We start from the raw sequence: 25223 nt of genomic DNA, 5'->3' as shown, positions 1-25223 counted from the left end.
GGGCGGCGAAGATCCACGGGGCCATCATCACCGGGCCGGATCCGGTCGCCCGCTTCATGACGAATGGCAGCCGCCCACCCTACTATCAAGATGCTTCTCCCTTGCCGTCTGCGGACGCCATCGCATCGCGCCGCCTGCCGCACGCGCGCCGGCAGCATCGCACGGTAACTGATATATTAGCAGATCAGGCGGAGCAACGTGCTTGTGCCGCCCGCCCGATCGCGCGGATCTGCCCGCACCGGCGGCACGAGACGGAGGCCCCCTTGCAGCCGGTCCCGCCGGCGCTTCGCGTCAAAGCGCACGGCGCGCCTGCGATCAGCGCGGCACCAGCTCCAGCGCCACCGCGCCAAGACCATCGATCTCGGCCGCGACGGCGAGCGGCGCCCGCACCCAGGGCACGCCGTTCAGCGAGCCGGTGATCACCACCTGGCCAGGGGTCAGGCCGCCGCAATGCCCGCCGACCAGATCGGCCAGCGCCAGGAAGTTGGCGAACGCATCGCCGCCCGGCACCTCGGCGCGGCCGTCGAGCACCACCTCGTCGCCGAGGCGCAGCCGCGCCGAGGGCCGCGCCAGCTCCAGCCCCGACCAGTCGCGGACCGGCGTTCCCACAACGAGTCCGCCGTTGATCTGGTTGTCCGCCAGCTTGAGCAGCGGCGCCGCCTGCTGCGGAGCCGAAAGGCGCGAGCGGACGATCTCGATCACCGGCACCGCCTCGATGCATTCGCGTGCCCGTACGGCGCGGCCCGGCGCGTCCGCGGGCGGCAGCGGCGCGACCAGCCGGAAGCCGATCTCCAGCTCGATGCCGATCGGCTCGTCGCCCGGCACCTCCAGCCGCGCGCCGTCTGCCAGCACGTCCCGGGCATGGATAGGCGCCATGATCGGCGGCTTGCCGGGCGTGCAGCCGACCTTGTAGCCGCCGACCGGGCCGAACCGTTCGGCCACCAGGGCCTGCACCCGGTAGGCGTCCGCCTCGGTGATCCCGTCCGGCCGGTCTTGCGGCGCAATGCGCTGCCCGCGTTCGCGGGCGTCGATCAGGCGCGCGGCAAGCGTGCGCGCGGCTTCGGTCACGGCTTCGGTCATCTGCTGCATCCATCCGCTGGGGCGCGCCGCGGTCCCGCGTGTCGCGCAATGATCCCGTGTCTACCGGCCGGCCGGGCGGTTGACAACGCGCGGGCGGACCGCACCGGGCGGCCGGCGACGCGGCTAGCCGGGGGCGCGCTCCAGCGCGCGGTAGAGATCCTCGAAGATCGCGTCGCGGTTCAGATCGAACGCCTCCAGCATCGGATGCCGGCCGGCCGGGTGCTGCCAGCACAGCCCGTCGTCCAGCAGCGGCGCGCGGGTCATGAACGTCGAGACCTGGCTTTCGTCGAACAGCCAGGCGACGTTGATCACGTCCCAGATCACCCAGGTCTTGGTCTCGGCGCCGGTGATGGCGAACATCTCGTGCAGCGGATTGTGGGTGTAGAGATGGTGCAGGTAGGCGCCGATCGCGCCCCGGCCCCGCACGAAGCGCTCCATCTCGGGCAGCGACAGTTTCAGCTGCGCGCCGACGTGGTAGCCCGGCAGGTAGACCAGCGGCACGCCGCAGTCGAACAGCAGCTGCGAGGCCAGCCGGTCCTGCACCAGGTTCAGCGACGGCGCGTTGCTGAACGGCGCGTAGGACGGGAAGCCCGAGGTCCAGACAACGACGATGTTCCGGACGATGTCGGGCGCCATCAGCAGCGCCGAGGCGATGTTGGTCAGCGCGCCCATCGCGAGAACATAGAGCGGCCGGTCGTCGGCGGCCCGCGCCCGCTCGACGATGAAACGCGCGGCGGGGCTGTCGAGCGGTGCGTCGAGGCTGTGCAAATAGCCGGGCGAGCCGCGGTGCACCTGCCCGTCCGCGGCCACGCCGCACTTGTCGTAGACGCGCAGGATCTCCTGGTAGGACAGCTCGGCGCCCTGTTCGGGGCCGACGAAGCTGACGTCCTCGGCGCGGCGGCCCTGGTCGATCAGCCGCTGCGCCCAGCCGGCGAGCCCGCCCATGAACCGCTTCGCCTCGCCGCTGTCGGCGGCGGTCCGCAGCGCCGCGACGGACTCGATCAGCTCGTCGCGGTGATGCGCGAAGCTGAACGGCACCGCCGTGACGCCCTCCAGTTCCAGCCGCTCGGGCGACAGCAGCGCCCAGGCCAGAGCGTACTGGTCGTCGATCTCGTTCGCGGTGTCGGTGTCGATGATCACCCGCGGCGACGGGCCGGGGCGGCCAAGGCGGGCCTCGACGAAGGCGTCGTCCAGGTCCGGGAACCGGTCGAGAACGCTTTGCGGGATGGTCATGGAATCTCCTCAGTTTCCGAAGCCCTTGCCGAACGCCTCTTCCTTGATGAAGCGTTCCGAGATGATCAGCAGGATGATCCCCGGCAGGGTGACGATCAGGGTGATGCCGGCGGCCGAGGCATCGAGCGTGCCGCCGGCGATCTTCGAGAACAGCAGCGTCGGCAGCGTCACGATCTGCCCCTGCCCCAGGAAGAACGTCAGCAGGAAGATGTTGGTCGACACCAAGAAGGTGAACAGCGCCCCGGCGACCACGCCGGGCAGCAGCATCGGCAGCGTCACCAGCCGCAGCACCTGCCAGCGGCTGGCGCCCAGGATCATCGCCTGTTCCTCGAAATCGCGGCCAAGGCCCTGGTAGACCGCGGTCAGCATCCGGACCATGTATGGAATGGTCGGGATCAGGTGGGCGACGATGATGCCGACATAGCTGCCCGCCAGCCCAAGACGGATGAACATCATCAGCAGGGCGATGCCGATGGCGGCCTCGGGCACGATCAGCGGCAGCGACAGGAAGAACTCGAACGCGCTCTTGCCGCGGAACTTCTCGCGCGCCAGCACGCGGGCGGCAGGCAGGCAGATGGCGAGGCAGATCACGGTGACGATCAGGCCGATCGCCACGGTGTTCACCGTCGCCTCCCACACCCGGCTGTAGGGCGACAGCACATAGTCCCAGGCCAGCGGCATCATCGACTTGCCGCGCTGCTCCAGCCACCAGGTGCCGGGCAGCAGGTCGGGCCAGGCCCAGCGGAACGCGAAGCTCTGAATCAGCAGCGGGATGAACGGGCCCAGGATGAACCCGGCGATGACGATCAGGTAGAACCTCTGGAACGGCGACAGCCGGCTGGACAGCGAGGTATCGGATTTCGTGGCCATGTCAGTTCCGCCCCATGCGGCGCTCGAACCGGCGGTAGGCGGCGAGGTAGCCGAACAGGATCACCCCCGCGACCAGCCCGATCGAGACCACCGTCGCCATGCCCTGAAGCTGCAGCGTGTAGTCCGCATCGTTGAAATAGCGCCAGGCGACCACCGGCAGCGTGTCCGGAAAGCCGCCGCCCAGGATGAACGGCGCCTCGAAGGCGCCGACGTTGAAGGCGAAGCAGATCAGCGTCGAGGATACCACGCCGGGCAGGATCTGCGGCAGCGTCACCCGGAAGAAGATCGTGCGCCGGTTCGCGCCCAGGATCGCCGCGGCCTCCTCGGTCTCGCGGCCGATGCCCAGCAGCACGGCATAGACCGCCAAGGTGATGAACGGCGTCTGCTTCCAGACATAGACGGCGATGATGCCCCAGCCGTAGTGGGTCTTCAGGATCTGCGGAAACTGCGCCGGGTCGTCGATCAGGCCGGCAAAGGCGGCCAGCCGCGACAGCATCCCGCCGTTGGACAGCATCAGCACCGCCAGCGCGATGCCGACGGTATAGGGGATCATCAGCGGCAGCTTGTAGAGGTACTTGTAGAAGGTCTTGCCCGGAAAGATCTTGACCAGCGCCAGCGCCAGCAGCACGCCGAACACCAGCGCGATCGCCGTCGAGACGGTGGCGTAGTACAGCGTCAGCCCCAGCGAGACCCAGAACGTCGACGAGCCCCAGAGCGCGCCGAAATAGCCGAAGTCGGGAAAGGTGTTGACGCCGAACCACGGCGCGAAGCCCAGCGACTGGAGCACCGCCAGCACCAGCGCGCCGCCGAACAGCAGCACCAGCACGGCCATGATCGGGGCAAGCTGCACCATCTGCCAGACCCGCGCGCGGCGCTCGCGCGCGCTCGGGCCGCGCAGTGCTGCGTCGGCGGGGTCGGGCACTGCCGGCGAGGAAGCGGACATCCGGGGGTCTCCGGTTCGGGAAAAGGGTGCGGCCGCCGCAGGGAGGGGCGGCGGCCGCGCTGCCGACTACTTCGACAGGTTCTTGTAGGCGCGGGCCACGATCGCCTCGATCGGATCGGTGCTGTCGCGCTCGATGTACTCCAGCCAGGTCGCCTCGATCACGTCGACCAGGGTGGCGTTGGTGTCGGGCGCGGCGTTGGCGTCCAGCGCGTCCTGGGTCACGCCGACCAGCCCGGGCGAGGCGTCGGCGATCGCCTGCGCGCCGGCCGCGTCCAGCATCCAGCTGTCGATGCCCGAGGGCATGCCGGTCATCTGCAGCTTGGACGCCTGCGCCTCGACCGAGGTCATCCAGTCGGCCAGCACCAGCGCCGCGGCCGGGTTCGGCGCATTCGCCGGGATCGCCAGGTAGTTCTTGTTCTTGATCATCGTCCCCTCGGGGAAGACGAACTGCTGCGCCGCCTCGGGATAGGTGCCGGTCGACAGCCCCGTGGCCACGGCGTAGAGGCCGAACTTGCAGTTGAAGTCCACCTCGCCGTTCAGGAACAGCCCGTCCAGCGCGGCATTGTCCTCGGGATAGCGCGGGGTGCCGCCGGCGGCGTCCAGCAGCAGCGGCTCCAGCTCGCGCAGATAGTCGAGACCGGGCGCGATCAGGCGGGCAAGTTCCCCGGCCTCGATCTGGTCGACCGACTGCTGGAACGGCTCGGCACCGGTGCCGTCCGGGTTGTGGGCATAGATCGCCTGCTGGACGAAGGTGTTGCCCAGATAATGCGGCGGCTTGACATAGGTGAACTTGCCCGGGTTCGCCTCGAGGTAGGCGCGCAAGTCCGCGAAGGTCGCGGGCACGTCCTCGGCGGCGACGCGGTCGGCGTTGTAGGCGCAGACGTACTGCTCGCCCGACCACGGCACCTCGGCGCCGCCGGTCTCGACGCCGAAATCGCGCAGGTTCAGCAGCGAGCGCTCGTCGTCCGGGTTCCATTCCAGGTTCGCGGCGTTCGGCAGCAGCGGCGCGAAGCTGCCCAGCAGCGCGTCCTGGCGCTTGAGCGTGGCGAAGTTCTCGCCGTTCAGCCAGATCATGTCGACGCTGCCCTCGCCCACGCCCTTGCCCGCGTTCTTTTCGGCCAGCACCAGGTCGACGGCATCCTTGGTGCCGGTGATCCGCACCGGGTTCAGCGCGACCCCCTTCTCGGACAGGGCCGGCGCGACCACGCGGTCCATCCACACGTTCAGCAGGTCGGAGCCGCCCCAGTAGTACAGGTTGACGGTGCCCTCTTCCTGCGCCCGCGCCTCGACGGCGGCCCAATCGGCCTCGCCCGACAGGAACGCGTCGCGGAACGCCGCGCTGTCGGCATCTTCGGCCTGCACGGCCGAGGCGGCGGCCAGCGCGATCAGGCTGGCGAAAGCGGCAGATCTGTTCATGGTTTTCCTCCTGGGTGTTGTTGGACCGGCCAACGGCCGTCAGGTCGTATCGATCAGTTTCTCAGCAGCCAGACCCGCTCGGGGGCGATGTCCAGCCAGACCGGCGCACCGACGTCGACCAGGCGGCGGGCCTGCTCGCTGACGTTGATCCGGTGTTCCCCGCAATCGACGCTGTAGCTGACGCTGGCGCCGAAGAAGTCGCGGGCGACGATCTTGCCGGGCACGCCGCCGGTGGCGGGCTGTTCGGTCATCAGGTCGATCGCCTCGCTGCGCAGCATCACCTGCACCTTGTCCCCGGCCGAGAATGTCCGGCGCGGCGCAACGCGGATCTCGCCGACGCCGGTTTTCGCCAGGTCGTCGGATGTCAGCAGGCCGGGCACGATGTTGCTCGCGCCCATGAAGTCGGCCACGTCCAGGCTGGCCGGCTGACGGTACAGCCGGTCGGGCGTGTCGTACTGCGCCAGGTGACCGTTGAAGATCACCGCCACGCGGTCGGCCAGCTCCATCGCCTCGACCTGGTCGTGGGTCACGAAGATCGTGGTGATCCCGAACCGCTGCTGCAGATCGCGGATGAAGCGCCGCATCTCGCCGCGCAGCTTGGTGTCCAGGTTCGCCAGCGGCTCGTCCATCATCAGCACCGAGGGCTTGGTGATCAGCGTGCGCGCGATGGCGACGCGCTGCATCTGCCCGCCCGACAGCTGCGCCGGAAAGCGGTGGCGGAAATCGCTCAGCTGCACGACGTCCAGGATCTCGTCCAGCCGCGCGGCAAGCTCGGCGCGCGGCACGCCGCGCACGCTGGGGCCGAAGGCGACGTTCTTCTCGACCGTCATGTGCGGGAACAGCGCGTAGCGCTGGAACACCATGCCGACGTTGCGGTCCTGAACCGGCTGTTCGGACACGTCGCGGCCGTCGAACAGGATCGCGCCGCTGCTCGGCTGCTCCAGCCCCGCGATCATCCGCAGGGTGGTGGTTTTGCCGCAGCCCGAGGGGCCCAGCAGCGCCACCAGCTCGCCCGAGGCGATCTCCAGATCGATGTTCTCGATCGCGACGAAGTTGCCGAACTGCTTGCGAACGGCCTTGAGCTGCACCTGGGTCACGCGGGCCTCCCTGCGAGCAATTTGTATTGCTCAATTTGTAGATACAAATTCTCACGCTTCCGCCGGGCTGTCAACCGGAACCGTCCCCCGCCGGCAGCCCGTCGTGCGCCGGCACGACCTTCAGCGGAGCCATCGCCATCCAGCCCGCGAACTCCCGGAAATCCGCCCCCCATGCCCCCGGCACCAGCACGAAATGATGCTCCAGCCCGTGTTCCATGACCGAGGTGACGACATCGGCCGCCGAATGCGCGCCGGCGTCGGACCGGAACCCCGTCACCCAGCCGCGACAGCCGGCGAAACCGGTCTCTCCGCCCGCGCGGACATCGCCCTCGACGGCGAACGCGGCGGTGCCGCTGCGCGCCACGCGCAGCACCGTGCAGGGACCGTCGGGAAAGACGAAATCGGCGATCGCGCCGAACCGCGGCCCCTCGGGCGTGCCGCGCCCGATCATCGGATGGTTGATCCAGGCCGCGGCGCCGTCGGCCATGTACAGCGGCCCGCCGCCGCCGTGCCACATCAGGATCCGGTCGCGGTCGAGCTGCGGCGAGGTCATGTCCAGCAGGCTGCCGACGCGCCCGGTCAGCGCCCGCGTGACGATCTGGGTGACGGTGCCCAGCACGTCGCCCTCCGAGGCCAGGGGCAGGTTGTCGACCTCCTCCAGCCAGGTGAAGGCGGCGCCCGGGTGCATCCCAGGATCCGCCTGCAGCGCCGGCCAGTCCGAGACCGCCAGCCCGGCGAAGCCCTCCTCGGCGACGATCCCGCGCAGCGCCAGCGCGGCGCGCGCGGTCAGCGCCATCTGCGCGTCCAACACGCCGCGCACCGCGGCGCGCGCGGCCATCGCGGCGCTCTCGCGGGCGACCGCGTCGTCGGCGCAGGCGGCCATCGCGGCGGTCAGCCGGTGCATGTCGACATGCACCGGCTCGGCGCCGGTGGCGCGCTTCAGCGTGTCCGCCGACACCTCCATGTTGTAGAACGTCGGCGCCAGCCCGCCGACCACGCCGATCCGCGCAGCGCGCAGCGCCGCGCGCGCCGAGAGCGCGCGCAGGCTGCGGCCCAGCCGGGCGCGCAGCGCAGCATCGTCCGGCGCGCCGAAATACCACTGCACCGGCGCACGCCGCAGGTCCCGCACGCCGCGCGCGATCGACAGGCTCATGTTCAGCGAGACGAAGTTGTTCAGCTGGATGTCGCCCTCGTGCGTCGGCTCGGGCGTCGCCCAGACCCCCATCGGCAGCCCCGACAGCGCGACCTGCCGGGCGACGTCGCCCATGGTGAAGCCGCCGTGCACCAGCAACAGGAACTCCGCCCCCGCGGCCCGGCAGTGGTCGACCGCGCGCTGCGCCTCGGCCGCGTTCGTCGGCACCCCCGGCGCCGCGACCACGCGGGCGCCGAGCTTGCCGGCAAGCGCCTCCAGCGTGGCCAGCGCGGCCTCGAACACGCCGTGCCGGTCGGGGAAATAGCTGGGCAGAGAGGCCTTGATGACGCCGACGACCAGTGACATCCGCGGGGCTCCTTTCAGACCGGGTCGGCTTCGCGCCGCGCACCGACAAGGTTGTAGGTGATCGGCCCGACCCGGTAGACCTGATCGAAGAACACCGGCCGCTGATCGTCGTCGAACGCGGTGCAGGCCTGCGACAGGATCGGCGTGTCGGGCGCGATGCCCAGCAGCCGTGCCGCGTCGGGCGGCGCGGCGCAGGAGCCGACGGTCTCGCAGGCGCGGCCCCAGCGCAGGTCGAACCGGTCCGCCAGGATCCGCAGAATCGACTGGTCCTGGCCCTGCTCGGGAAAGTCCTGCGGCCCCAGCCCCGGCACCAGCCGGCGGGGCAGCCAGGTGCTGACCAGCAGCGTCGGCGCGCCGTCGACGGTGCGCAGGCGCCGGATCAGCGCCACCGGCTCGTCGAACAGCGCGGCGACCTCTCCCGGCGGGGCGACGTCGCGCTCGCGGATCTCGATCAGCCGCGCGCCGGGGATGCGGCCCTCGCGCAGGACCATGTCTGTGAACGATGTCAGGCAGGTGGTCTCGGGCGGGGACAGCGTGTTGACCAGATAGCCGCTGCCCTGACGCGACACCAGGTAGCCGGCCTCGACCAGCAACTCCAGCGCGCGGCGCGCGGTCACCCGGCTGACGCCGAAGGACTGCGCCAGCGCGTCCTCGGACGGCAGCCGGGTGCCGACCGAATACATCCCCGCCTTCAGCCGCCGCAGCAGCTCGTCGTGCACGGCGCGGTATTTCGGTACGGTCGGCACGTTCATCCGGCGCCCCTCCTGATGCATCCAATTGATTGCATCAAATCACGCATCCCTCACGCCTGCCAGATGCTCTTGGTCTGGGTGTAAAGCCCCAGCGCCTCGCGCCCCATCTCGCGGCCGTAGCCGCTCTGGCCCATGCCGCCGAAGGGTGAGGCGGCGTCGGTGTCGCCCCAGCAGTTGGTCCAGATCGTGCCGGCCCGCAGCCCCGCCGCCATCCGGGTCGCGCGGCCGAGATCGCGGGTCCAGCAGCCGGCGGCCAGGCCGTAGACGCTGTCGTTGGCGCGCGCCAGCACCTCGTCCTCGTCGTCGAAGGGCAGCACGCACAGCACCGGGCCGAAGATCTCCTCGCGGGCGATGCGCATGTCGTCGCGGACCCCGGCCAGCACGGTCGGCTGCACGAAATAGCCGGTCTCGCCGCGCCGGGCGCCGCCCGCCACCGCCCGCGCGCCGTCGGCAAGACCGCCGTCGACGTACCCCAGCACCTTGTCCATCTGCGGGGCCGAGATCACCGGGCCCAGATCGTGGGCGGCGTCCTCCATCCCCGGCCCGACGCTGAGGCCCAGCGCCATGTCGGCCAGTGCCTCGGTCACCCGGTCGAGGATCGGACGTTGCACGTAAAGCCGCGCCCCGGCGGTACAGGACTGGCCGTTGTTGCCGAACAGCGCCCAGAACGCGCCGGGGATCGCGCGGTCCAGATCGGCATCGTCGAAGACGATGTTCGCCGCCTTGCCGCCCAGTTCCAGCGAAACCTTCTTCAGGTTGCCCGCCGACGCCTCGACGATCCGGCGCCCGGTCTCGGTCGAGCCGGTGAAGCCCACCTTGTCGACGCCGGGATGCGCCGCCAGCGCCGCGCCGGCGACCGGGCCATGGCCGGGGATCACGTTCAGCACCCCGGGCGGAAAGCCGATCTCCAGTGCCAGATCGGCCAGGTAGAGCGCGCTCAGCGGAGTCTGTTCGGCCGGTTTCAGCACCACGGCATTGCCCGCGGCCAGCGCCGGGGCCAGCTTCCAGGCGACCATCAGCGTCGGGTAGTTCCACGGCGTGATCAGACCGCAGACGCCGACCGGCTCGATCCGCGTATAGTTGAAACGGCCGGGCGTCGAGACCGGGATCGTCGCGCCCTCGATCTTGCTGGGCCAGCCGGCGAAATAGCGGAAATGCCGCGCGGACCAGACCGCGTCGACGTCGCGCGCGACGGCAAAGGGCTTGCCGTTGTCCAGCGCGTCAAGCTGGCCGAACACCGCCTTGCGGTCCTCGATCGCATCGGCCAACCGCCACAACAGCTGCCCGCGGTCATGCGGCGTCAGCGCGGCCCAGGGACCGGAAAGCGCGGCGCGCGCGGCGGAAACCGCCTGCTCGACATGGGCCGCACCGGCGGCCGCAACCTGCGCCAAGGGTGCCCCGGTCGACGGGTTCTCGACGTCGATCAGCGCATCGGTCTCAACGCGGGCATCCGCGATCCGCAGACCCTGACAACTGCCAAGAAAAGCCGCAACTTCAGGAAGTAACGGGATGGTCTTCATGCCAGGGCCGCGGCCAGTCTGCGCAGGCGGTGCAGGCCCTCGGCTTCCATCCAGCGCTCGGCGGCGGCCGGTCCCTCGGCGCCGAAGACCGCCACCGCATCGCTCCAGATCGCGCGGCCGCACATGAAGCCGGCCATGTCCACGCCCGCGGCGCGCGCCAGCTTCAGCCCGGCCTCGAACTGCGCGAACGTCACGCCGGCGCTGAGATAGAGCAGCGGGATGTCCCCCGCCGCCGCCGCCGCGCGGGCGAAGGCGGCCTCGGCCTCGGCGGTGCTCATCGCCGGCTCGCCCTGGCCTTCGACGAAATTCAGGTTCACCGGAAACTCGACCTTCAGGATGTCGATGTCGAACGCGGGGTCGGCGAACCGCCGCGTCGCGCGCTCGACCAGCTCCGGCTTGCGCACGGCGAACGCCGCCGAGGCACCGTCGGGGACTGCGCGGTCGTAGACGATCGGCTCGAACAGGAAGCCGACGCCGTGCTCGCGGCACTCGGCGCCGATCCGGCGGACCAGCGCGTGCTTGCGCTCGTTGATCGCCGCATCGTCATCCGGGCCGTAGTACAGGAAGAACTTCAGCATCCCGACGCCGAGACCGGGATAGTCGGCGATCTTCAGATCGTCCGGCAGCACGGTGATCCGGTCCTGGTTCGAGATCTTGTAGACGTCGGCCTCGTAGGCCAGCATCGGCACGCATCCGGCGGCGATCGCGGGCAGCAGGTCGCGGCCGTACTGCGCGTCGACCAGCACCGTCGTCGCCTCGGCGCTCATCGTCCGCGCCACCAGCTGCTTGAACCGGAACAGGTCGTCGTCCTGCGCCGCCGCGCCGCGCGCCGCGCGCAGGGCGGCGCCGAGTCCGCTGCCCTGGTCGACCGCCACCCCGCGGATCGGGCGGCGCTGGGTCAGAGGCATCTCGGTCATCGGTCGTCATCCTCGGGGATCATCTGGATCGCGGGAAACGCGGGGGTGTCGGACGGCGCGCACCACAGGCGCAGCATCTCGTCGTCCGGCTCCAGCAGCGAGATCGACACGCCGCCCATCTCCTGCGTGGTGACATAGGTGCCGACCATCGGCGCGACCGGGGTGATGCCGCGCGCCCGCAGTTCGGCGGCGGTCTCGCGCCAGACGGTCAGCAGTTCCATCTGCGTCGTGCCGCCCATGCCGTTGACGATCACCGCGGCGCGGCCGCCTGCCGCGATCGGGCGGTCGGCCAGCAGGCGCTCGACCATCTCGACGACCAGATCCCGCACCGGACCGGTCTTGACCCGGCCCACCCCCGGCTCGCCATGCACGCCCATGCCGAGGTAGATCTCGTCGTCGGGCAGGCGGAACATCGGCTGGCCGGTCAGCGGCGAGACCCCCGGCGACACCGCGGCGGCCAGCGTCACGGTGCGGTCGCGGACCGCTTCGCCAAGACGCATCAGCGCGGCCTGATCCATGCCCTCCTCGGCGGCGGCGCCGAGGATCTTGTAGATGAATATCGTGCCGGGGGCGCCGCGCCGGTCCTGCCGCCGTTCGGGCGGCGCGGCCGAGATGTCGTCGTACATCAGCAGCGGCAGCACGTTCATCCCGCCTTCCCCGGCCAGCATGGTCGCGGCACGGCCGTTGATCACGTCGCCCGAATGCTGCGAGATCAGCAGGATCGAGCCGGCAGCGCCCGTGACCTCGCGGATCCCGTCCAGGATCAGGTCGGCCGAGGGCGCGGCGAACACGTCGCCGACCACGTTGGCATCCAGCAGCCCCCGGCCGACGAAGCCCATGGCGATCGGCTCGTGCCCGGCGCCGTTGCCGATCAGCAGCGTCACCTTCCGGTCCGGGTCCTTGCAGTCCCGGCGGCGGACCACGACGCGCGCGTCGAGCCTGCCGCGCATCACCTGGGGATAGGCGGCGACGAAGCCGTCGATCATATCGTCGACCATCGCCTCGGCGCTGTTGAACAGCTTCTTCATCGCGCGCTCCCGACCTGCGCCAGCACCGCCAGCATCATCGCCACCGACACCGCGCCGGGATCGACATGCCCCGCGCCCGCGCCCTCGACGTATTGCGCCCGGCCGCGACGGGCCCTGAGCGCCACCGTGGCGTCGCGCCCCGCCTCGGCGGCCGCGACGGCCGCCGGCAGATCGCCGCCGCGCAGCGCCGCGACGGCGGGGGCAAGCGCGTCGATCATGCTCTTGTCGCCGGGCCTGACCTGGCCCAGGTCGCGGATCCGCGCCTCGGCCCGCGCCAGGCCGGCGCCCAGATCCGCGCCCCCGTCCAGGTGCTGCTCGATCTCGTGCAGCACCAGCCCGAACAGCGTGCCCGAGGCCCCGCCCGAGGCGCGCATGAACGCCTTGGCCCGCGCGCCATCCTCGGCGGCGGCGGCGCGGGTCAGCCCGCGCAGCATGGTGGCGCCGTGATCGCCGTCGCCCAGCGCCGCATCCAGCGCGTTCAGACGCGCCGCCTCGGCCGCGATGCGGTCGCGCAGCGCGACGAAGAACCGTTCAGCCGACATCCGCGAACACCGTCTTCATGTGGGCCAGCGCCTGCGCCGCCGCGGCGTCCGCGTCGGGCTCGATATCGCGCCAGATGTTCAGATCGGCGCTGGTCGGGCGGCCGGCGCGCACGAACATCTCGGCGACGATCCAGCCGCGATAGCCGATGCCGGCCAGCGCCTGCGCATCGGCGGCGAAGTCGTAGCGCCCGCTGCCCGGCACCCCCCGGTCGTTGTCCGAGACGTGGTAGTGCACCAGCGCATCGCCCGCCGCGCGCAACGCCGCGGGCGGGTCCTTTTCCTCGATGTTCATGTGGAAGCTGTCCAGCAGCACACCGACGTTCGCCGCGCCGCTGGCGCGGGCGATGGCGCAGGTTTCGGCGGCGGTGCTGGTCAGGTCGGACTCGAAGCGGTTCAGCGCCTCGATCCCCAGCGTCACGCCGTGCTGCGCCAGATGGTCCTGCATCCGGCCCAGCGTCTCGGCCGAGCGCCTGGCGCGGTCGGTCTTGGCGGCCGGGTCGAACACGCCCCAGGGCGCGGCGACCACGCCGGCAAGCCCCGAGGCGCCCAGCGCGGCGACGGTCTCGATGGCGCGAGCCAGCGTCTCTTGCGCCCGGGCGCGCGCCGCCGGATCGGCCGAGGACGGATCGGCATCCGGGCCCAGGCCGGTGGAGCAGGTCAGCGCCACCCCCGCCGCGTTCGCCGCCGCGCGCAGGCGGGCGGTCTGGTCCGGGCCGACGCCCAGCAACGACAGCTCGACCCCGTCAAAGCCGATGCGCGCGGCCCGGTCGAACAGCGGCGCCGGGTCGTCGGACCAGTTGTCCATCCACAGACCGGCATGAATTCCGAACTTCATCGGCTCTCCCTCTCACGGCGGGCCCTCGCACTGCGAGCAGATTAGTACATACAAATTTGTAATGTCAAATCCTAAGCGCCCGCGTCCGCGGCCCGCAGCGCCCTGCGGTTGATCTTGCCCGAGGAGGTCATCTCGAAGCCGTCGACGAAGGCGATCTCGCGCGGCGCCTTGTAGGCCGCCAGCCGCGCCCGGACGTGCGCCTTCAGCGCCTCGGCCAGCGCCGCGCCGGGTTCGGCGGATGCGGCGGTGCGGACGAACGCCTTGACGATCTGGCCGCGCTCGGGGTCGGGCTTGCCGATCACCGCGGCCTCGGCCACCGCCGGATGCGCCAGCAGGCAGTCCTCGATCTCGGCCGGGCCGATGCGAAAGCCCGAGGACTTGATCAGATCGTCCGAACGGCCCTTGTACCAGAAATAGCCGTCGGCATCGCGCACCGCCAGATCATGCGTCCGCAGCCAGCGGCCCAGCCGCAGGTCGGCGTCCTTCCCGGGGGCGTCCAGATAGCCCAGATAGCGGGTCGGCGCGGTGGCGGGGGTGACGATCTCGCCCGGCTCGCCGTCGGGCACCTCGTTGCCGTCGGCATCGACCAGGCAGACGGTGTGCCCGGGATAGGCGACGCCCATCGAGCCGGGCTTGCGCGGATACAGCGCGGCGCAGTTGCCGATCAGGTGGTTGACCTCGGTCATGCCGTAGAACTCGTTGCAGACCACGCCCAGCCGCTGCTCGGCCCAGGCCAGGGTATCGGCGGCCAGCGCCTCGCCGCCGGTGCAGACCACGCGCAGCGACAGGTCATGGTCCTCGCGCGGGTTGGGGCTCTGCGCCAGCCGCTTGATCGCGGTCGGCGCCAGGAAGCTGTGCGTGACCCTGTGGCGCGCCATGAAGCCGTAGGCCCAGTCGGCCCTGAACCGCGCCTCCGAGGTCGCGACCGGCCGCCCCGCCAGCCAGGCCGGAAACAGCATGTCGAGCAGCCCGCCGACCCAGGCCCAGTCCGAGGGCGACCAGAACACCGCATCGGCGTCGTGCAGGCTCAGATCGAAGAACAGGCTGATCGACGGCACATAGGAGGCCAGCACCCGGTGCCCGTGCCGGATGCCCTTGGGCATGCCGGTCGAACCCGAGGTGTACATCAGCAGCGCCACGTCGTCGGCGGCGGTGTAGTCGGGACGAAAGCCCGCCGGCACGGGCGCGGCGAGCACCTCGCGCAGGTCCTGCTCCGGGCCGGCGCTCTCGGCCACCAGCACCTGCTCCAGCGCCGGAAACAGGCGGGCGGCCTCGCCGCGCAGGTCCGACCAGCCCGCCTCGGTGGTCAGCAGGCAGCGCGCGCGGCAGTGGTTCAGCGCGTGGGCCAGCGCGTCGGGGCCGTAAAGCTGCGACAGGGTGACGGCGACGCCGCCCAGCTTGCACACCGCCATGTGGGCGATGCCGGTCTCGGGGCGCATGCCGGTGTGCACGCCGATGAAGTCCCCGCGGCCGAACCCCAGGGCGCGCAGCCGCGCCGCCAGCGCCGTCGCGGCGGCGTCGATCTGCCCGAAGCTCCAGTGCTCCAGCGTTCCGTCCGCGCGCTCGAACACCATCGCCGGGGCGCTGCCGCGCCCTGCGGCGATCTGCCGGCCGACGGTCATGGCATAAATGCTGGCGTCGGCGGGAACGGCGATCTCGAGCCCCGCGGCGCCGCGCCTCAGGCCGATCGCCGCAAGCGCGTCCCCGGTCCAGTCAGCCAGTGCTATCATCGTCATCCTCGGCTTCCTCCAGCGCCAGCCACAGGCCGGCATCGTTGTCCTTCGGCGGAACAAGCTGCCCGCGTCGACCGGCGGCGGCGGCATCGGCCAGCCGCACCAGCGCCGCGCCGGCGGCGCCGTCGAACGCGGCCAGCGCGAAGGCCGCGCCGGGCGTGTCGGTGCGGTGCAGCACCTTCGCCGAGCCGGCCAGCGGCACCCAGTCGATCCCGCTGCCGCCGCAGGCGGCGCAGGTCAGCGCCGGCGGAAACGCCACCCGCGCGCAGTCCGCGCAGCGCGCGGCCAGCGCCCGGCCCTGCGCCAGCGCCTCGAAATGCGGCCTCAGCCGGCCGGTCGGCAGCGTGTAGTCGAGGCACAGCCGGCGCTTCATCGCGGCGCCTCCAGCACCGAGACGGCGCACAGCGTGGCGATGCCGCCGTGGGTGTCGACCAGCGCGAAGCGCGGCGGCGCCGCCGGGGCGACGCCGTGATAGCGCCCCTCCAGCTGCTGCGCGGCGGCCAGCACCTGCGCCACGCCGGTCGCGCCCACCGGTGCACCCTGGCCCAGCAGCCCACCGGACAGGTTGACCGGCAGCGCCCCGTCGGCGGCGAAGCGGCCGGCGCGCTCGGCCGCGACCGCGTCCGCGGCCAGGCCCAGCGCATCCAGCGCCTGCAGCTGCGCCCCCGAGAAACTGTCGTAGACCTCGGCCAGGCCGATGTCGCCGGCGGTGCAGCCGGCGGCGGCCAGTGCCTGCCGCGCCGCGTCGGTCTTCGCCCGGAACCGCCCCGGCGCCGGCCGGTCGCCCAGCCGCACCCGGTCGTTCGCCGCGCCGGTGCCGGCCAGCCGCGCCCGGCCGCGCCCCGTCCCCGGCAGGTCGGCGCCGCGCCCGAGGATCACGCACGCCGCGCCGTCGCTGAGCGGCGAGCAGTCCAGCCGGCGATACGGCGTCGCCACCGGCGGCGACGCCAGCACGTCCGCCGCCGACACGTCCAGCCCCAGGTGCGCGAACCGGTTCCGCCGCGCGTGCTGCCGGTTGCGCGCGGCGATGCGCGCGAAATCCGCCCCGGTCGCGCCGGTCTCGGCCATGAAGGCCAGCGCCGACAGCGCGTAGATCGCCGCCGAGCCGATCCCGGTCGCACCCTCGGACCAGGCGTCGTAGGACAGCGAATAGAGCGTGCCGACCGTGCCGCCGTCCAGATGCGCGGCCGAGGCCTCGAAGCCCAGCACCGCGACCCGGCGCGCCTGCCCCGCAGCGACCAGCGCCGCGCCCGCCTGCACCGCCAGATGGCCGCTCGCGCCGCCGCCCTCGACCCGTTGCAGCCGGATGCCGCGCAGGCCCAGCTCGTCCGCGACCAGCGCCGCCGGGTTCAGCTGCATCGAGAAGAAATCGCTCTCGCTGGCGATCACCAGCGCGTCGATGTCGCGCGCGGCCAGCCGCGCGTCGGTCAGGGCGGCGCGAAATGCCTCGGCGCACCAGTCGCGGTAGGAGCTGCCGTCCTTGCGGCGGTTGAACGGCGTCATCGCGCCGCCGGCAAGCGACACCCCGGTCATGCCCAGGCGCCGCGGCGCGCGGCGGCGACGAGTCCGAGCAGCAGGGTCAGCCCGGCCAGATCCGCCAGCAGGACCAGCCCCAGCAGCCCGCCGAAGCCGTAGCCGGCGGCGATCCACGCCCCGGCAAGCGGCGCGACCGCCATCATCAGCAGGCCGATCATCGCGATCACGCCCAGCCGGCGGGCGAAGCCGGCCGCCGGCAGCCAGTGCGCCGCCAGCAGCGGGCGCAGGATCGTGTGCACGCCATAGCCCGCGCCCTGGATCACCAGCGCGGCCAGCGCGGCGGCCAGCCCGTCGACCAGCAGCAGCAGCACCGGCGGCAGCAGCATCAGCGCGAACAGGCCGGGCGCGGCACGCTCCAGCCGCAGCCGCGACCGCGCCGCCTCCCAGGCCAGCCGGCCGGCGATCTGCGCCGGACCCAGGACCATCGGCAGCAGCAGCGCGGCGTCCTCGCCGGTGGCGCGCATCAGCTGCACCGGCAGCTGGAACAGCAGCAGCGCGTGGCCGAACATGATCAGCGCGAAGGCCGTTCCCAGCGCCACCGCACGGCCGGTGCCGGCGACCGGCGGCTGCGGCTGCGGCTGCGCGGTGCGGCGCGCGGCAGCAGCCTCGCGCGGCAGCAGCGCCACCCCCAGCAGCGCCGCCGCCGCGAACAGGATCATGGTGCCGCGCCACCCGGCGCCCGCCGCGTCCAGCACCGCCACCAGCGGAAAGGTCAGCAGCGTGGCGAAGCCCGCGACCAGCGTGACCGCGGTGATCGCGCCGCGCGCCCCCGCGCCGTAGCGCCGGATCATCACGCTGAAGCACGGATCGTAGAGCGTCATCGCCATCGGGCCGCCCAGCAGCACCAGCGCCGCGCCCGCGACCCGCATGTCCTGCGCCAGCGCCGCGGCCAGCAACAGCCCCGCGCCCAGCACCCCGGCCAGCCGCATCGCCTGCGCCGCCCGGCCCCGGTCGACGACATGCCCCGCCAGCGGGCTCAGCAGCGCCCACAGCACGAAGCCCGCGGTCATCGCCGCCGACACCGTGACGGCGGACCAGCCGGTCTCGGCCAGCAGGCGCGGCAGGATCGCCGGCAGCAGGTAGTAGAACGCCGACCACAGCAGCAGCTGGGCAAGCGCGTGGCGCGCCACGAACCCGCGGTCCCGGGGCCAGCCCGTCGTCTGGAGAACGGCGTTCACCTGCGATCGCCTCTGCGCCAATTTGTTACTACAAATTGATCACTACCAAATTCCGCCGCGCCTGGCTATCCGAAACTGCCGCCGCGCGGTCCTGTCCGGGCCCCTGCCCGTCCCGGCGGCGCGCCGTTCAGCTCCGGCGCGCCTTCTGTTCGGCGACATTCGCCGCGACCAGATCCGCGTAGAGCTGCCGGATCCGGCGCGTCACCGGACCCGCGCCGCCATCGCCGCCGATCGGCTTGCCGTCGATCGCCGCCACCGGGGTCTGCGCGCCGAACGTGCCGGTCAGGAACGCCTCGTCCGCGCCGTAAGCCTCGTAAAGCGAATAGTTCTTCTCGAACACCGGGATGCCGTCGGCGCGGCACAGCTCGATCACCTTCTGCCGGGTGATGCCGTTCATGCAGTGGTCGCCGGTCGAGGTCCAGACCTGCCCCCGGCGCACGATGAAGAAGTTGCAGGCGTTGGTGGTGTTCACGAACCCATGCGGGTCCAGCATCAGCGCCTCGTCGGCGCCGGCCTGCTCGGCCTGCAGGCAGGCGATCACGCAGTTCAGCTTGGAATGGCTGTTGAACTTCGGGTCCTGGCTGGTGGGCAGGCCGCGCACCTGCGGCACGGTGGCGAGGCGGACGCCCTTCTGCGCGAGGCTCTGCGCCGGTATTGAATGCTCGACGATGGCGACGATCGTCGGGCCGAAGCGGCTGAGCGCGGGATGCTGGAACGGCTTCGCCTTGCGGCCCCGGGTGATCATCAGCCGGCAGTGCGCGTCGCCGGTCATGCCGTTCGCCTGCGCGGTGCGATCGAGGTTCCCGCGGATCTCCGCCGGCCCCATGCCGATGTCGATCGACACCGCCCTGAGCGAATTGAACAGCCGGTCCATGTGCTCGTCGAAGAACGCCCATTCGCCGTCGTAAAGGCGCATCCCCTCCCACATGCCGTCGCCCAGCATGAAGCCGGAATCGTAGACCGAGACCACCGCCCGGTCGCGCGGCACCAGCGCGCCGTCGACGTATATCAGGATGTGCTCGTTGCGGGCGTCGGCCTCGGCGTCGTGGGTCGTATGGCCGTGCGCTGTGTCCGGTTGCATGTTCTCGATGTCCATCGGTCGGGCCCGGGCGCGCCCGGGTATGGTGAAACGGCGGCATGGCCGGGACGGCGCCGGGCGGCGGACGGGCGGAACGGCCACGCGCGAGCCTAGACCGCGATGCGGGCGGAATTCCAGCGCGGCACGTCGCGGCCGCCGGTGCCCGCCGGCGGGGTCGAACCCGCGTCCATGGGCGCGGACTCGCCACGCAGCAGCCCGAGCGCCGCCGCTCGCGCCGCGCGGGCACCGGCGCATGATGCGCCGCCTGCGAGGCGGGCACTGCTTCCGATCGTCGCGATGACGGTCTGCCGGGGGCGGGACGAAAGTCTGCGGAGGGAAGATGGTGGGCGACCCTGGAATCGAACCAGGCATGGGTCTCCCCGGCGGAGTTACAGTCCGCTGCCGCACCTTGCAGCACGTCGCCCTCTGAGGCCCGGTGAATACGAAGGCGGCGGGGCGGGGTCAATAGCGAATTGGGCGCTTTTTCGCGGCCTGCCTAGCGCAGATATCGCTCCATGTAGATCCGCTCGTAGCCGTGATCGAACCGCCGGTCGACCTCGGTGAATCCCTTGCCGCGGAAATAGGCCAGGTTCTCGAACATCTGCGCGTTGGTGTAGAAGATCGCCCGCCGGCAATGCTTCTTCAGCCCCTCGCGGTCGGCCGCGTCCAGCAGCTGCCGGCCGACGCCGCGGCGGCGGTAGCTGTAGCTGACCGCCAGCGCCTCGATGTGCACGTCCGGCCCCGAGATCCGGTAGATGATGAAGCCGCGCACGCCGTTGTCCCGGACGTAGACGTAGATCTGCTCGTCCTCGACCAGCTTGCGCAGATCGTCGCGCAGCGGCTCGCGCCGGCCGCGAACGCGCAGCGCGTAGGGCGCGAACTGGGTCTGCGCCAGATAGCGGATCTGCTGCAGGTCGGACAGGCGGGCGTGGCGGATCATGCGAGATTCCTTGAATTCCCTTCCGCAGAATGCCAAGTCGCTGCCAGCATGGCCAGAAAATCGAACACCCCCGCCCCCGGCGGCCACAAACCCGGCGGCCACAGACCCGGCGGCCACCGACCCGGCGGCAAGAAGCCCGCCTGGGTGGTCGAGCGCGAACGCGGCCGCGACGGCCAGCCCGAGCGCGTGTGGCTGTTCGGCCTGCACGCGGTGCGCGACGCGCTGGTGAACCCCGCGCGGCAGCGATTCCGGCTGATCGTGACCCGGAACGCCGCCGACCGGCTGGCCGAGGCGATCGCCGCGGCCGGGATCGCGCCGGAGCTGGCCGACGCCCGCAGGTTCCCCGCGCCGCTCGATCCGCAGTCGGTGCACCAGGGCGCGGCGCTGGAGGTCGCGCCGCTCGACTGGGGGTCGGTGTCCGAGCTGTGCGCGCCGCAGGGCGCCGCGCCGCGCGTGGTGCTGCTCGACCGGGTCACCGACCCGCACAACGTCGGCGCGGTGCTGCGCTCGGCCGAGGTGTTCGGCGCCCGCGCGGTGATCGCCCCGCACCGCCATTCCGCGCCCGAGACCGGGGCGCTGGCCAAGACCGCCTCCGGCGCGCTCGAACGCCAGCCCTATCTGCGGGTGCCGAACCTGGCCGGCGCGATGCAGGCGCTGGACCAGATGGGCTACCTGATCGTCGGCCTCGACGGCGCCGCCGGGCAGACCCTGGAGCAGGCGCTGGCCGGCACCGCCGAGGTGCCGGTCGCGCTGGCGCTGGGCGCCGAGGGGCCGGGCCTGCGCGAGCTGACGCGCAAGACCTGCCACCGGCTGGCGCGGATTCCCGCCGCCGGCGGCTTCGGCTCGCTGAACGTGTCGAACGCGGCCGCGGTGTCGCTCTATGCCGCGCGCGGCGGGGCCGGCGGCTGACGCAGATGCCCGACCGGACCAAGATCGCCACCTGCAGCTACTGCGGCACCCGTGCGGTGCTGGACTTCTCGAAGGGCCCGCGGCACGAGCTGATCTGCACCGCCTGCGGCGCGCACCTGTCCGAGATGACGCCGCTGCCCGCGGGCCGCGCCGGTAAGCCCTCGCCCCGCCGCCCCGCGCCGCATCCCGACCCGGTAAGCGCGCCCGCGCCGCGGTCCCGCAACGCCGGCAAGCCCAAGGGCAAAAGGCGCAAGTCGCCGCTGAAGCGTTTCGGCGGGATGGTCGAAGAGGTGTTCGACGCGCTCGACGACATTTTCGACTGATCCGGCCGCCGCGCCGGTGTATGCTGCGCCCGCGGGGCAACCCGAGCAGCAACCAGAGGTCCGTCATGACCCGACTCACCCGACGCGGCGCGCTTGCGCTGCTCACCGCCGGCGTCGCCGCCGGCCCGGCGCGCGCGAAATACGGCGAACCGGTCTACCTGGACGGCCGCGGGCACGCGATCCGCGGCTACGACCCGGTCGCGTTCTTCACCTTCGAGGAGGCGACCCTCGGCTCGCTCGAGCACGCGCTCAAGACGCCGGAGGGCACCTGGCTGTTCGCCCGCGCCGATCATCTGTCGAAATTCCGTGCCGCGCCGCAGAAATACCTGCCGCAGTTCGGCGGCTACTGCGCGCAGGGCGTAGCCAGCGGCTTCAAGCGGATCAGCGACCCGACGCTGTGGGTGCTGATCGACGGCAAGATCTACCTGCACTACTCGATCCCCGAACAGAATCGCTGGGCCGGGGATATCCGCGGCAACATCGCGCTCGGCGAGGAGAAATGGCCGGCGCTGCGCGACCTCTGACCGGCGCGGCCTGGGCGCCGGCCCGCCCGGCCTGACCCGCCCCGGCCCGGCCCCGCGGCGCCGAAGCACGGCTGCGGGTCCGCCGCGCCGCCGTCCGCCGGTCGTCCCGCACGGCCTTGCCGAAGGCGCGCGGCGGGCTAGATCAACAGCATCGGGCGCGAATCCACACGGCGCGCCCGGTCTTTTGTCCCTCGTTCCAGACTGGTGCCCGGGCTTGTCCCGGGCATTTTTCCGTCTCGCTTCCCGTGCGGACCGAACCGGAATCCCATCTTGCAGCGCAACGATCCCCCGGCGCGTGCCCCTGCGGCCCGGTCGTCGCCGGTGCGGATTCCGGTTCCGCCGCACGGCGAAGCTGACTAGGGTCTGCGGTACCTGAACAGCGATACCGAACAATGGGGAAACGCATGACCGACGACAGCAGGAAACTGGGCTTCGACACCTTGCAGGTACACGCCGGGGTCCGTCCCGATCCGGCGACCGGCGCGCGACAGGTGCCGATCTACCAGAACACCGCCTATGCCTTCCGCGACGCCGAGCACGCGGCCAAGCTCTTCAACCTGCAGGAGGTCGGCTACATCTACTCGCGGCTGACCAACCCGACGGTCAGCGCGCTGCAGGAGCGGGTGGCGACGCTGGAGGGCGGCGTCGGCGCGGTCGGCTGCTCGTCCGGGCACGCGGCGCAGATCATGGCGCTGTTCCCGCTGATGCGCCCAGGCGACAACATCGTGGTCTCGACCCGGCTCTATGGCGGTACGGTCACCCAGTTCAGCCAGACCATCAAGCGCTTCGGCTGGACCGCGAGCTTCGTCGACTTCGACGACCTCGACGCGATCCGCAACGCCGCCGACGGCAACACCCGCGCGATCTTCTGCGAGTCGATCGCCAACCCGGGCGGCTACGTCACCGACATCCCGGCGGTGGCCGATGTGGCCAACGCGCTGCAGGTGCCGCTGATCGTCGACAACACCTCGGCCACCCCCTACCTGTGCCGGCCGTTCGAACAGGGCGCGCACCTGATCGTCCATTCCACCACCAAGTACCTGTCGGGCAACGGCACCAGCGTCGGCGGGGTGATCGTCGATTCGGGCAGCTTCGACTGGACCGCGGCGGGCAAGTACCCGTCGCTGACCGAGCCCGAGCCGGCCTATCACGGGCTGAAGTTCCACGAGACCTTCGGGCCGCTGGCGTTCACCTTCCACAGCATCGCCATCGGGCTGCGCGACCTCGGCATGACCATGGCGCCGATGAACGCGTTCCAGACCCTGCTGGGGATCGAGACGCTCAGCCTGCGGATGCAGAAGCACGTCGCCAATGCCCGGAAGGTCGCCGCCTGGCTGGAGCAGGACGCCCGCGTCACCGGCGTCACCTACGCCGGGCTGCCGTCCTCGCCCTGGAGCGAGCGGGCCGGGCGGCTGTATCCCAAGGGCGCGGGGGCGCTGTTCACCTTCTCGGTGCAGGGCGGCTACGACGCCTGCGTCCGGCTGGTCGATTCGGTCGAGATCTTCAGCCATGTCGCGAACCTGGGCGACACCCGCTCGCTGATCATCCACTCGGCTTCGACCACGCACCGGCAGCTGTCGCCCGAGCAGCAGGAGGCCGCCGGCGCCGGCCCCGACGTGGTGCGGCTGTCGATCGGCATCGAGGACGCCGACGATCTGATCGCCGACCTGGACCAGGCGCTGGCCAAGGCGACCCACGCCGCCGCCTGAGCGGGTCCGGCGCCCGCCGCGGCGGGCGCCGGAAACCCGCCGCCGGGCCGCGGCAAAGCGACCGGCTATGGCGCTCGGACCGGCGCGCGGTTATGCTGGCCGCGACGCGGGCAGCAACGCGGCGCACCGGGCGGGCCGGCCAGTACGGCCCCCGCCCGCAAGGACGCAGCGGCCATGACGGATGCGCACGCCGGGCAGGCAACAGGACGGGACAGGGCGATGATTTCTCAGCCGGACAAGACCGAGACGGGCGGCGGCGTGGCGGCGGACGACGCGCGGCCGGAACACGCGCTGGACCTGTCGCAGGACGGGGTGACGCTGTTCCGGCGCGATGCCCTCGGCGGCTGGCACGCGCACGGCCACGCGGCGCTGCACGTCGGCCTGGTCGGCCAGGCGATGGCGCAGCTTCGCGCCCATGTCGGCGGCCCGAGAACGCTTCGCGTTCCGGTCGAGGTCTGGCTGCCGGCGGACCAGCTGCGCCCCGCAGATCCCGCCGACCCGGCGCTGGTGCCTGAACGCCCCTTCACGGGTGCGGCGGCGCCGCGGGCGGCGATCCCGCGCACCGTGCTGGACGAGGCCGACGGTTTCCTGGCCGAACACGGCTTCGAGGCGCGGCTGTTCACGCTGCGCCGGGCGCCGGCGGGCCGCGCCCGCGCGCCGCTGTTCGACGCCCCCGCGGCGACCCCGGCCGCGGCCTCCGGCCACTGGCCGCGGCGCGCCGCGGCGGCAGCCGCGGTCGCAGTGCTGGGGCTGGGCGCGGGCGGTCTCTGGGCGCTGGTCGGCGGCGCCGGATCGGACCTGCCGCTGGCGCCGGTCTTCGCGGTGCAGCAGGTGGTGCTGTCGGGCGAGGCCGCACCGGCGCTGGACCGGCCGCTGGCGCCGTACGCCGCGCCCGCGGCGCGGCCGGCGCCGACGCCCGCCGCCGCGGCGGATCCGGACGCTTCGCCGCCGCGCCGCGCCGAAGCGCCGCCGGCGGTGGCGCTGACCGCGGCGATCGCGACCCCCGGCGCCCCTGCCCCCGGAACCTCTCCGACCCTGCCGCGCGACGAAGCGGCGCGGCTGGCGCCGGTCGTGCCCGCCGGGCCCGGCGCCGCGGCCGCGGCCGACGCCCGGTCGGAGCTGGCCGCGCTGGGGCAGATCCGGCTGCTGGCCGATCCGCCGCTGACCGAGATCCCGCAGCCCGAGCAGCCCCTCGCCATCGTCGACGCCCGCGCCTCGCTGCCCGCGCAGACCCCGCCGCACGCCGCGCCGCGCAGCGCCGGCGCCGGGCTGACAAGGACCGCGGCACCGGCCGAGGCCGCGCCGGTGCTGGCGGCGCTGCGCCGGGATCCGGCCGCGCCGCGGCTCAGCGCCCGGGACCTGGTTGCGGCGCTGGCCGCGCCGCCGAGGGCACCCGGCGCCAGCGACACCCGGCTGCCCGGCGCCGAGGCCGCGCTGACCCGTCGCGCGCGCCCGGACGGCACGGCGCCCGCGGGACCGCGGCTGGCGGCGCGTCGGAACGGGTCAGCGCCAGGTCGCTGGGCGCCAGCGCCGCCATCAGCTCCTGCCGCGCGCGCTCGTCC

The 25223-nt window shown here is 72.2% G+C and carries 23 protein-coding genes, 1 tRNA gene and 1 pseudogene; 5 read left to right on the top strand and 20 right to left on the bottom strand.

Annotated elements, in window-relative coordinates:
* Window positions 1-315: 315 nt before the first annotated feature.
* From GE300_RS16815 to GE300_RS16720, 20 genes are all read right to left on the bottom strand, one after another.
* Window positions 316-1080 (bottom strand): 2-keto-4-pentenoate hydratase, encoded by a 765-nt coding sequence (locus GE300_RS16815; protein WP_154448178.1) that lies wholly within the window; start codon window positions 1078-1080, stop codon window positions 316-318.
* A 123-nt stretch (window positions 1081-1203) separates the two neighbouring features.
* The gene (locus GE300_RS23195) at window positions 1204-2313 is read right to left on the bottom strand and encodes a nucleoside hydrolase (protein ID WP_233417123.1); all 1110 of its coding nucleotides are present in this window, start codon (window positions 2311-2313) and stop codon (window positions 1204-1206) included.
* 9 nt (window positions 2314-2322) lie between these two features.
* Window positions 2323-3183 (bottom strand): ABC transporter permease, encoded by an 861-nt coding sequence (locus GE300_RS16805; RefSeq protein WP_233417122.1) that lies wholly within the window; start codon window positions 3181-3183, stop codon window positions 2323-2325.
* A 1-nt stretch (window position 3184) separates the two neighbouring features.
* The gene (locus GE300_RS16800; protein ID WP_233417121.1) at window positions 3185-4126 is read right to left on the bottom strand and encodes an ABC transporter permease; all 942 of its coding nucleotides are present in this window, start codon (window positions 4124-4126) and stop codon (window positions 3185-3187) included.
* Window positions 4127-4192: 66 nt separating this feature from the next.
* On the bottom strand, window positions 4193-5542 hold the full coding sequence (locus tag GE300_RS16795; protein ID WP_154448176.1) for an ABC transporter substrate-binding protein: 1350 nt from the start codon (window positions 5540-5542) through the stop codon (window positions 4193-4195).
* A 53-nt stretch (window positions 5543-5595) separates the two neighbouring features.
* The gene (locus GE300_RS16790) at window positions 5596-6639 is read right to left on the bottom strand and encodes an ABC transporter ATP-binding protein (protein ID WP_325063289.1); all 1044 of its coding nucleotides are present in this window, start codon (window positions 6637-6639) and stop codon (window positions 5596-5598) included.
* Window positions 6640-6709: 70 nt separating this feature from the next.
* Entirely contained in the window at window positions 6710-8137 is a 1428-nt protein-coding gene (locus GE300_RS16785; RefSeq protein ID WP_154448174.1) for a hypothetical protein, read from the bottom strand.
* A gap of 14 nt (window positions 8138-8151) precedes the next feature.
* Complete coding sequence (locus GE300_RS16780) at window positions 8152-8889, bottom strand: GntR family transcriptional regulator (RefSeq protein ID WP_233417120.1); 738 nt, start codon at window positions 8887-8889, stop codon at window positions 8152-8154.
* Window positions 8890-8939: 50 nt separating this feature from the next.
* The gene (locus GE300_RS16775) at window positions 8940-10409 is read right to left on the bottom strand and encodes an aldehyde dehydrogenase family protein (RefSeq protein ID WP_154448170.1); all 1470 of its coding nucleotides are present in this window, start codon (window positions 10407-10409) and stop codon (window positions 8940-8942) included.
* On the bottom strand, window positions 10406-11326 hold the full coding sequence (locus tag GE300_RS16770) for a tagatose 1,6-diphosphate aldolase (RefSeq protein ID WP_154448168.1): 921 nt from the start codon (window positions 11324-11326) through the stop codon (window positions 10406-10408). The genes GE300_RS16775 and GE300_RS16770 overlap by 4 nt, the downstream gene beginning before the upstream one ends.
* Complete coding sequence (locus tag GE300_RS16765; RefSeq protein WP_154448166.1) at window positions 11323-12354, bottom strand: dihydroxyacetone kinase subunit DhaK; 1032 nt, start codon at window positions 12352-12354, stop codon at window positions 11323-11325. The genes GE300_RS16770 and GE300_RS16765 overlap by 4 nt, the downstream gene beginning before the upstream one ends.
* The gene (locus GE300_RS16760) at window positions 12351-12896 is read right to left on the bottom strand and encodes a DAK2 domain-containing protein (RefSeq protein ID WP_154448164.1); all 546 of its coding nucleotides are present in this window, start codon (window positions 12894-12896) and stop codon (window positions 12351-12353) included. The genes GE300_RS16765 and GE300_RS16760 overlap by 4 nt, the downstream gene beginning before the upstream one ends.
* Window positions 12886-13731 carry a sugar phosphate isomerase/epimerase family protein gene (locus GE300_RS16755; RefSeq protein ID WP_154448162.1) on the bottom strand — a complete coding sequence of 282 codons (846 nt, stop codon included), beginning with the start codon at window positions 13729-13731 and terminating at the stop codon, window positions 12886-12888. Before GE300_RS16755 ends, GE300_RS16760 begins: the two co-directional genes overlap by 11 nt.
* 71 nt (window positions 13732-13802) lie before the next feature.
* Entirely contained in the window at window positions 13803-15467 is a 1665-nt protein-coding gene (locus GE300_RS16750) for an AMP-binding protein (RefSeq protein ID WP_233417119.1), read from the bottom strand.
* Entirely contained in the window at window positions 15445-15837 is a 393-nt protein-coding gene (locus tag GE300_RS16745) for a Zn-ribbon domain-containing OB-fold protein (protein WP_154448158.1), read from the bottom strand. Before GE300_RS16745 ends, GE300_RS16750 begins: the two co-directional genes overlap by 23 nt.
* On the bottom strand, window positions 15834-16997 hold the full coding sequence (locus GE300_RS16740; RefSeq protein WP_154448156.1) for a thiolase family protein: 1164 nt from the start codon (window positions 16995-16997) through the stop codon (window positions 15834-15836). Before GE300_RS16740 ends, GE300_RS16745 begins: the two co-directional genes overlap by 4 nt.
* Complete coding sequence (locus tag GE300_RS16735; protein WP_325063288.1) at window positions 16994-18178, bottom strand: MFS transporter; 1185 nt, start codon at window positions 18176-18178, stop codon at window positions 16994-16996. Before GE300_RS16735 ends, GE300_RS16740 begins: the two co-directional genes overlap by 4 nt.
* Window positions 18179-18305: 127 nt before the next feature.
* Window positions 18306-19259, bottom strand: coding sequence for an aminotransferase class IV (locus tag GE300_RS16730; RefSeq protein ID WP_154448152.1), 954 nt, complete (start codon window positions 19257-19259; stop codon window positions 18306-18308).
* A 338-nt stretch (window positions 19260-19597) separates the two neighbouring features.
* Window positions 19598-19681 (bottom strand) — tRNA-Tyr (locus GE300_RS16725).
* Window positions 19682-19752: 71 nt separating this feature from the next.
* The gene (locus GE300_RS16720) at window positions 19753-20196 is read right to left on the bottom strand and encodes a GNAT family N-acetyltransferase (RefSeq protein ID WP_154448150.1); all 444 of its coding nucleotides are present in this window, start codon (window positions 20194-20196) and stop codon (window positions 19753-19755) included.
* Between the two features lie 48 nt (window positions 20197-20244).
* Here GE300_RS16720 and rlmB point away from each other — a divergent pair, with 48 nt between their 5' ends.
* The 5 genes and pseudogenes from rlmB to GE300_RS16695 all read left to right on the top strand — a co-directional run.
* Window positions 20245-21105, top strand: a complete 861-nt coding sequence (gene rlmB, locus GE300_RS16715; protein WP_154448148.1) for a 23S rRNA (guanosine(2251)-2'-O)-methyltransferase RlmB — start codon at window positions 20245-20247, stop codon at window positions 21103-21105.
* A gap of 5 nt (window positions 21106-21110) precedes the next feature.
* Window positions 21111-21428: a hypothetical protein gene (locus GE300_RS16710; RefSeq protein WP_154448146.1), complete on the top strand. Its 318-nt coding sequence runs from the start codon at window positions 21111-21113 to the stop codon at window positions 21426-21428.
* A 65-nt stretch (window positions 21429-21493) separates the two neighbouring features.
* Complete coding sequence (locus GE300_RS16705; RefSeq protein ID WP_154448144.1) at window positions 21494-21952, top strand: YHS domain-containing (seleno)protein; 459 nt, start codon at window positions 21494-21496, stop codon at window positions 21950-21952.
* 404 nt (window positions 21953-22356) lie between these two features.
* On the top strand, window positions 22357-23661 hold the full coding sequence (locus GE300_RS16700; protein WP_154448142.1) for an O-acetylhomoserine aminocarboxypropyltransferase/cysteine synthase family protein: 1305 nt from the start codon (window positions 22357-22359) through the stop codon (window positions 23659-23661).
* Window positions 23662-23880: 219 nt separating this feature from the next.
* A pseudogene (locus GE300_RS16695) lies at window positions 23881-25223 on the top strand (hypothetical protein); the annotation flags it as partial.

The organism is Halovulum marinum (genome assembly GCF_009697225.1).
In the GTDB taxonomy this organism is placed as follows: Bacteria; Pseudomonadota; Alphaproteobacteria; order Rhodobacterales; family Rhodobacteraceae; genus Halovulum; species Halovulum marinum.
The sequence above is the reverse complement of the archived record's forward strand: the minus strand, read 5'-3'. Positions and strand labels throughout refer to the sequence as shown.

Bases quoted from the DNA above. Each gene is read 5' to 3' on its own strand.
- GE300_RS16815 (WP_154448178.1), bottom strand. From the start codon at position 1,080: ATGACCGAAGCCGTGACCGAAGCCGCGCGCACGCTTGCCGCGCGCCTG.
- GE300_RS23195 (WP_233417123.1), bottom strand. From the start codon at position 2,313: ATGACCATCCCGCAAAGCGTTCTCGACCGGTTCCCGGACCTGGACGAC.
- GE300_RS16805 (WP_233417122.1), bottom strand. From the start codon at position 3,183: ATGGCCACGAAATCCGATACCTCGCTGTCCAGCCGGCTGTCGCCGTTC.
- GE300_RS16800 (WP_233417121.1), bottom strand. From the start codon at position 4,126: ATGTCCGCTTCCTCGCCGGCAGTGCCCGACCCCGCCGACGCAGCACTG.
- GE300_RS16795 (WP_154448176.1), bottom strand. From the start codon at position 5,542: ATGAACAGATCTGCCGCTTTCGCCAGCCTGATCGCGCTGGCCGCCGCC.
- GE300_RS16785 (WP_154448174.1), bottom strand. From the start codon at position 8,137: ATGTCACTGGTCGTCGGCGTCATCAAGGCCTCTCTGCCCAGCTATTTC.
- GE300_RS16780 (WP_233417120.1), bottom strand. From the start codon at position 8,889: ATGAACGTGCCGACCGTACCGAAATACCGCGCCGTGCACGACGAGCTG.
- GE300_RS16775 (WP_154448170.1), bottom strand. From the start codon at position 10,409: ATGAAGACCATCCCGTTACTTCCTGAAGTTGCGGCTTTTCTTGGCAGT.
- GE300_RS16770 (WP_154448168.1), bottom strand. From the start codon at position 11,326: ATGACCGAGATGCCTCTGACCCAGCGCCGCCCGATCCGCGGGGTGGCG.
- GE300_RS16765 (WP_154448166.1), bottom strand. From the start codon at position 12,354: ATGAAGAAGCTGTTCAACAGCGCCGAGGCGATGGTCGACGATATGATC.
- GE300_RS16760 (WP_154448164.1), bottom strand. From the start codon at position 12,896: ATGTCGGCTGAACGGTTCTTCGTCGCGCTGCGCGACCGCATCGCGGCC.
- GE300_RS16755 (WP_154448162.1), bottom strand. From the start codon at position 13,731: ATGAAGTTCGGAATTCATGCCGGTCTGTGGATGGACAACTGGTCCGAC.
- GE300_RS16750 (WP_233417119.1), bottom strand. From the start codon at position 15,467: ATGACGATGATAGCACTGGCTGACTGGACCGGGGACGCGCTTGCGGCG.
- GE300_RS16745 (WP_154448158.1), bottom strand. From the start codon at position 15,837: ATGAAGCGCCGGCTGTGCCTCGACTACACGCTGCCGACCGGCCGGCTG.
- GE300_RS16740 (WP_154448156.1), bottom strand. From the start codon at position 16,997: ATGACCGGGGTGTCGCTTGCCGGCGGCGCGATGACGCCGTTCAACCGC.
- GE300_RS16730 (WP_154448152.1), bottom strand. From the start codon at position 19,259: ATGCAACCGGACACAGCGCACGGCCATACGACCCACGACGCCGAGGCC.
- GE300_RS16720 (WP_154448150.1), bottom strand. From the start codon at position 20,196: ATGATCCGCCACGCCCGCCTGTCCGACCTGCAGCAGATCCGCTATCTG.
- rlmB (WP_154448148.1), top strand. From the start codon at position 20,245: ATGGCCAGAAAATCGAACACCCCCGCCCCCGGCGGCCACAAACCCGGC.
- GE300_RS16710 (WP_154448146.1), top strand. From the start codon at position 21,111: ATGCCCGACCGGACCAAGATCGCCACCTGCAGCTACTGCGGCACCCGT.
- GE300_RS16705 (WP_154448144.1), top strand. From the start codon at position 21,494: ATGACCCGACTCACCCGACGCGGCGCGCTTGCGCTGCTCACCGCCGGC.
- GE300_RS16700 (WP_154448142.1), top strand. From the start codon at position 22,357: ATGACCGACGACAGCAGGAAACTGGGCTTCGACACCTTGCAGGTACAC.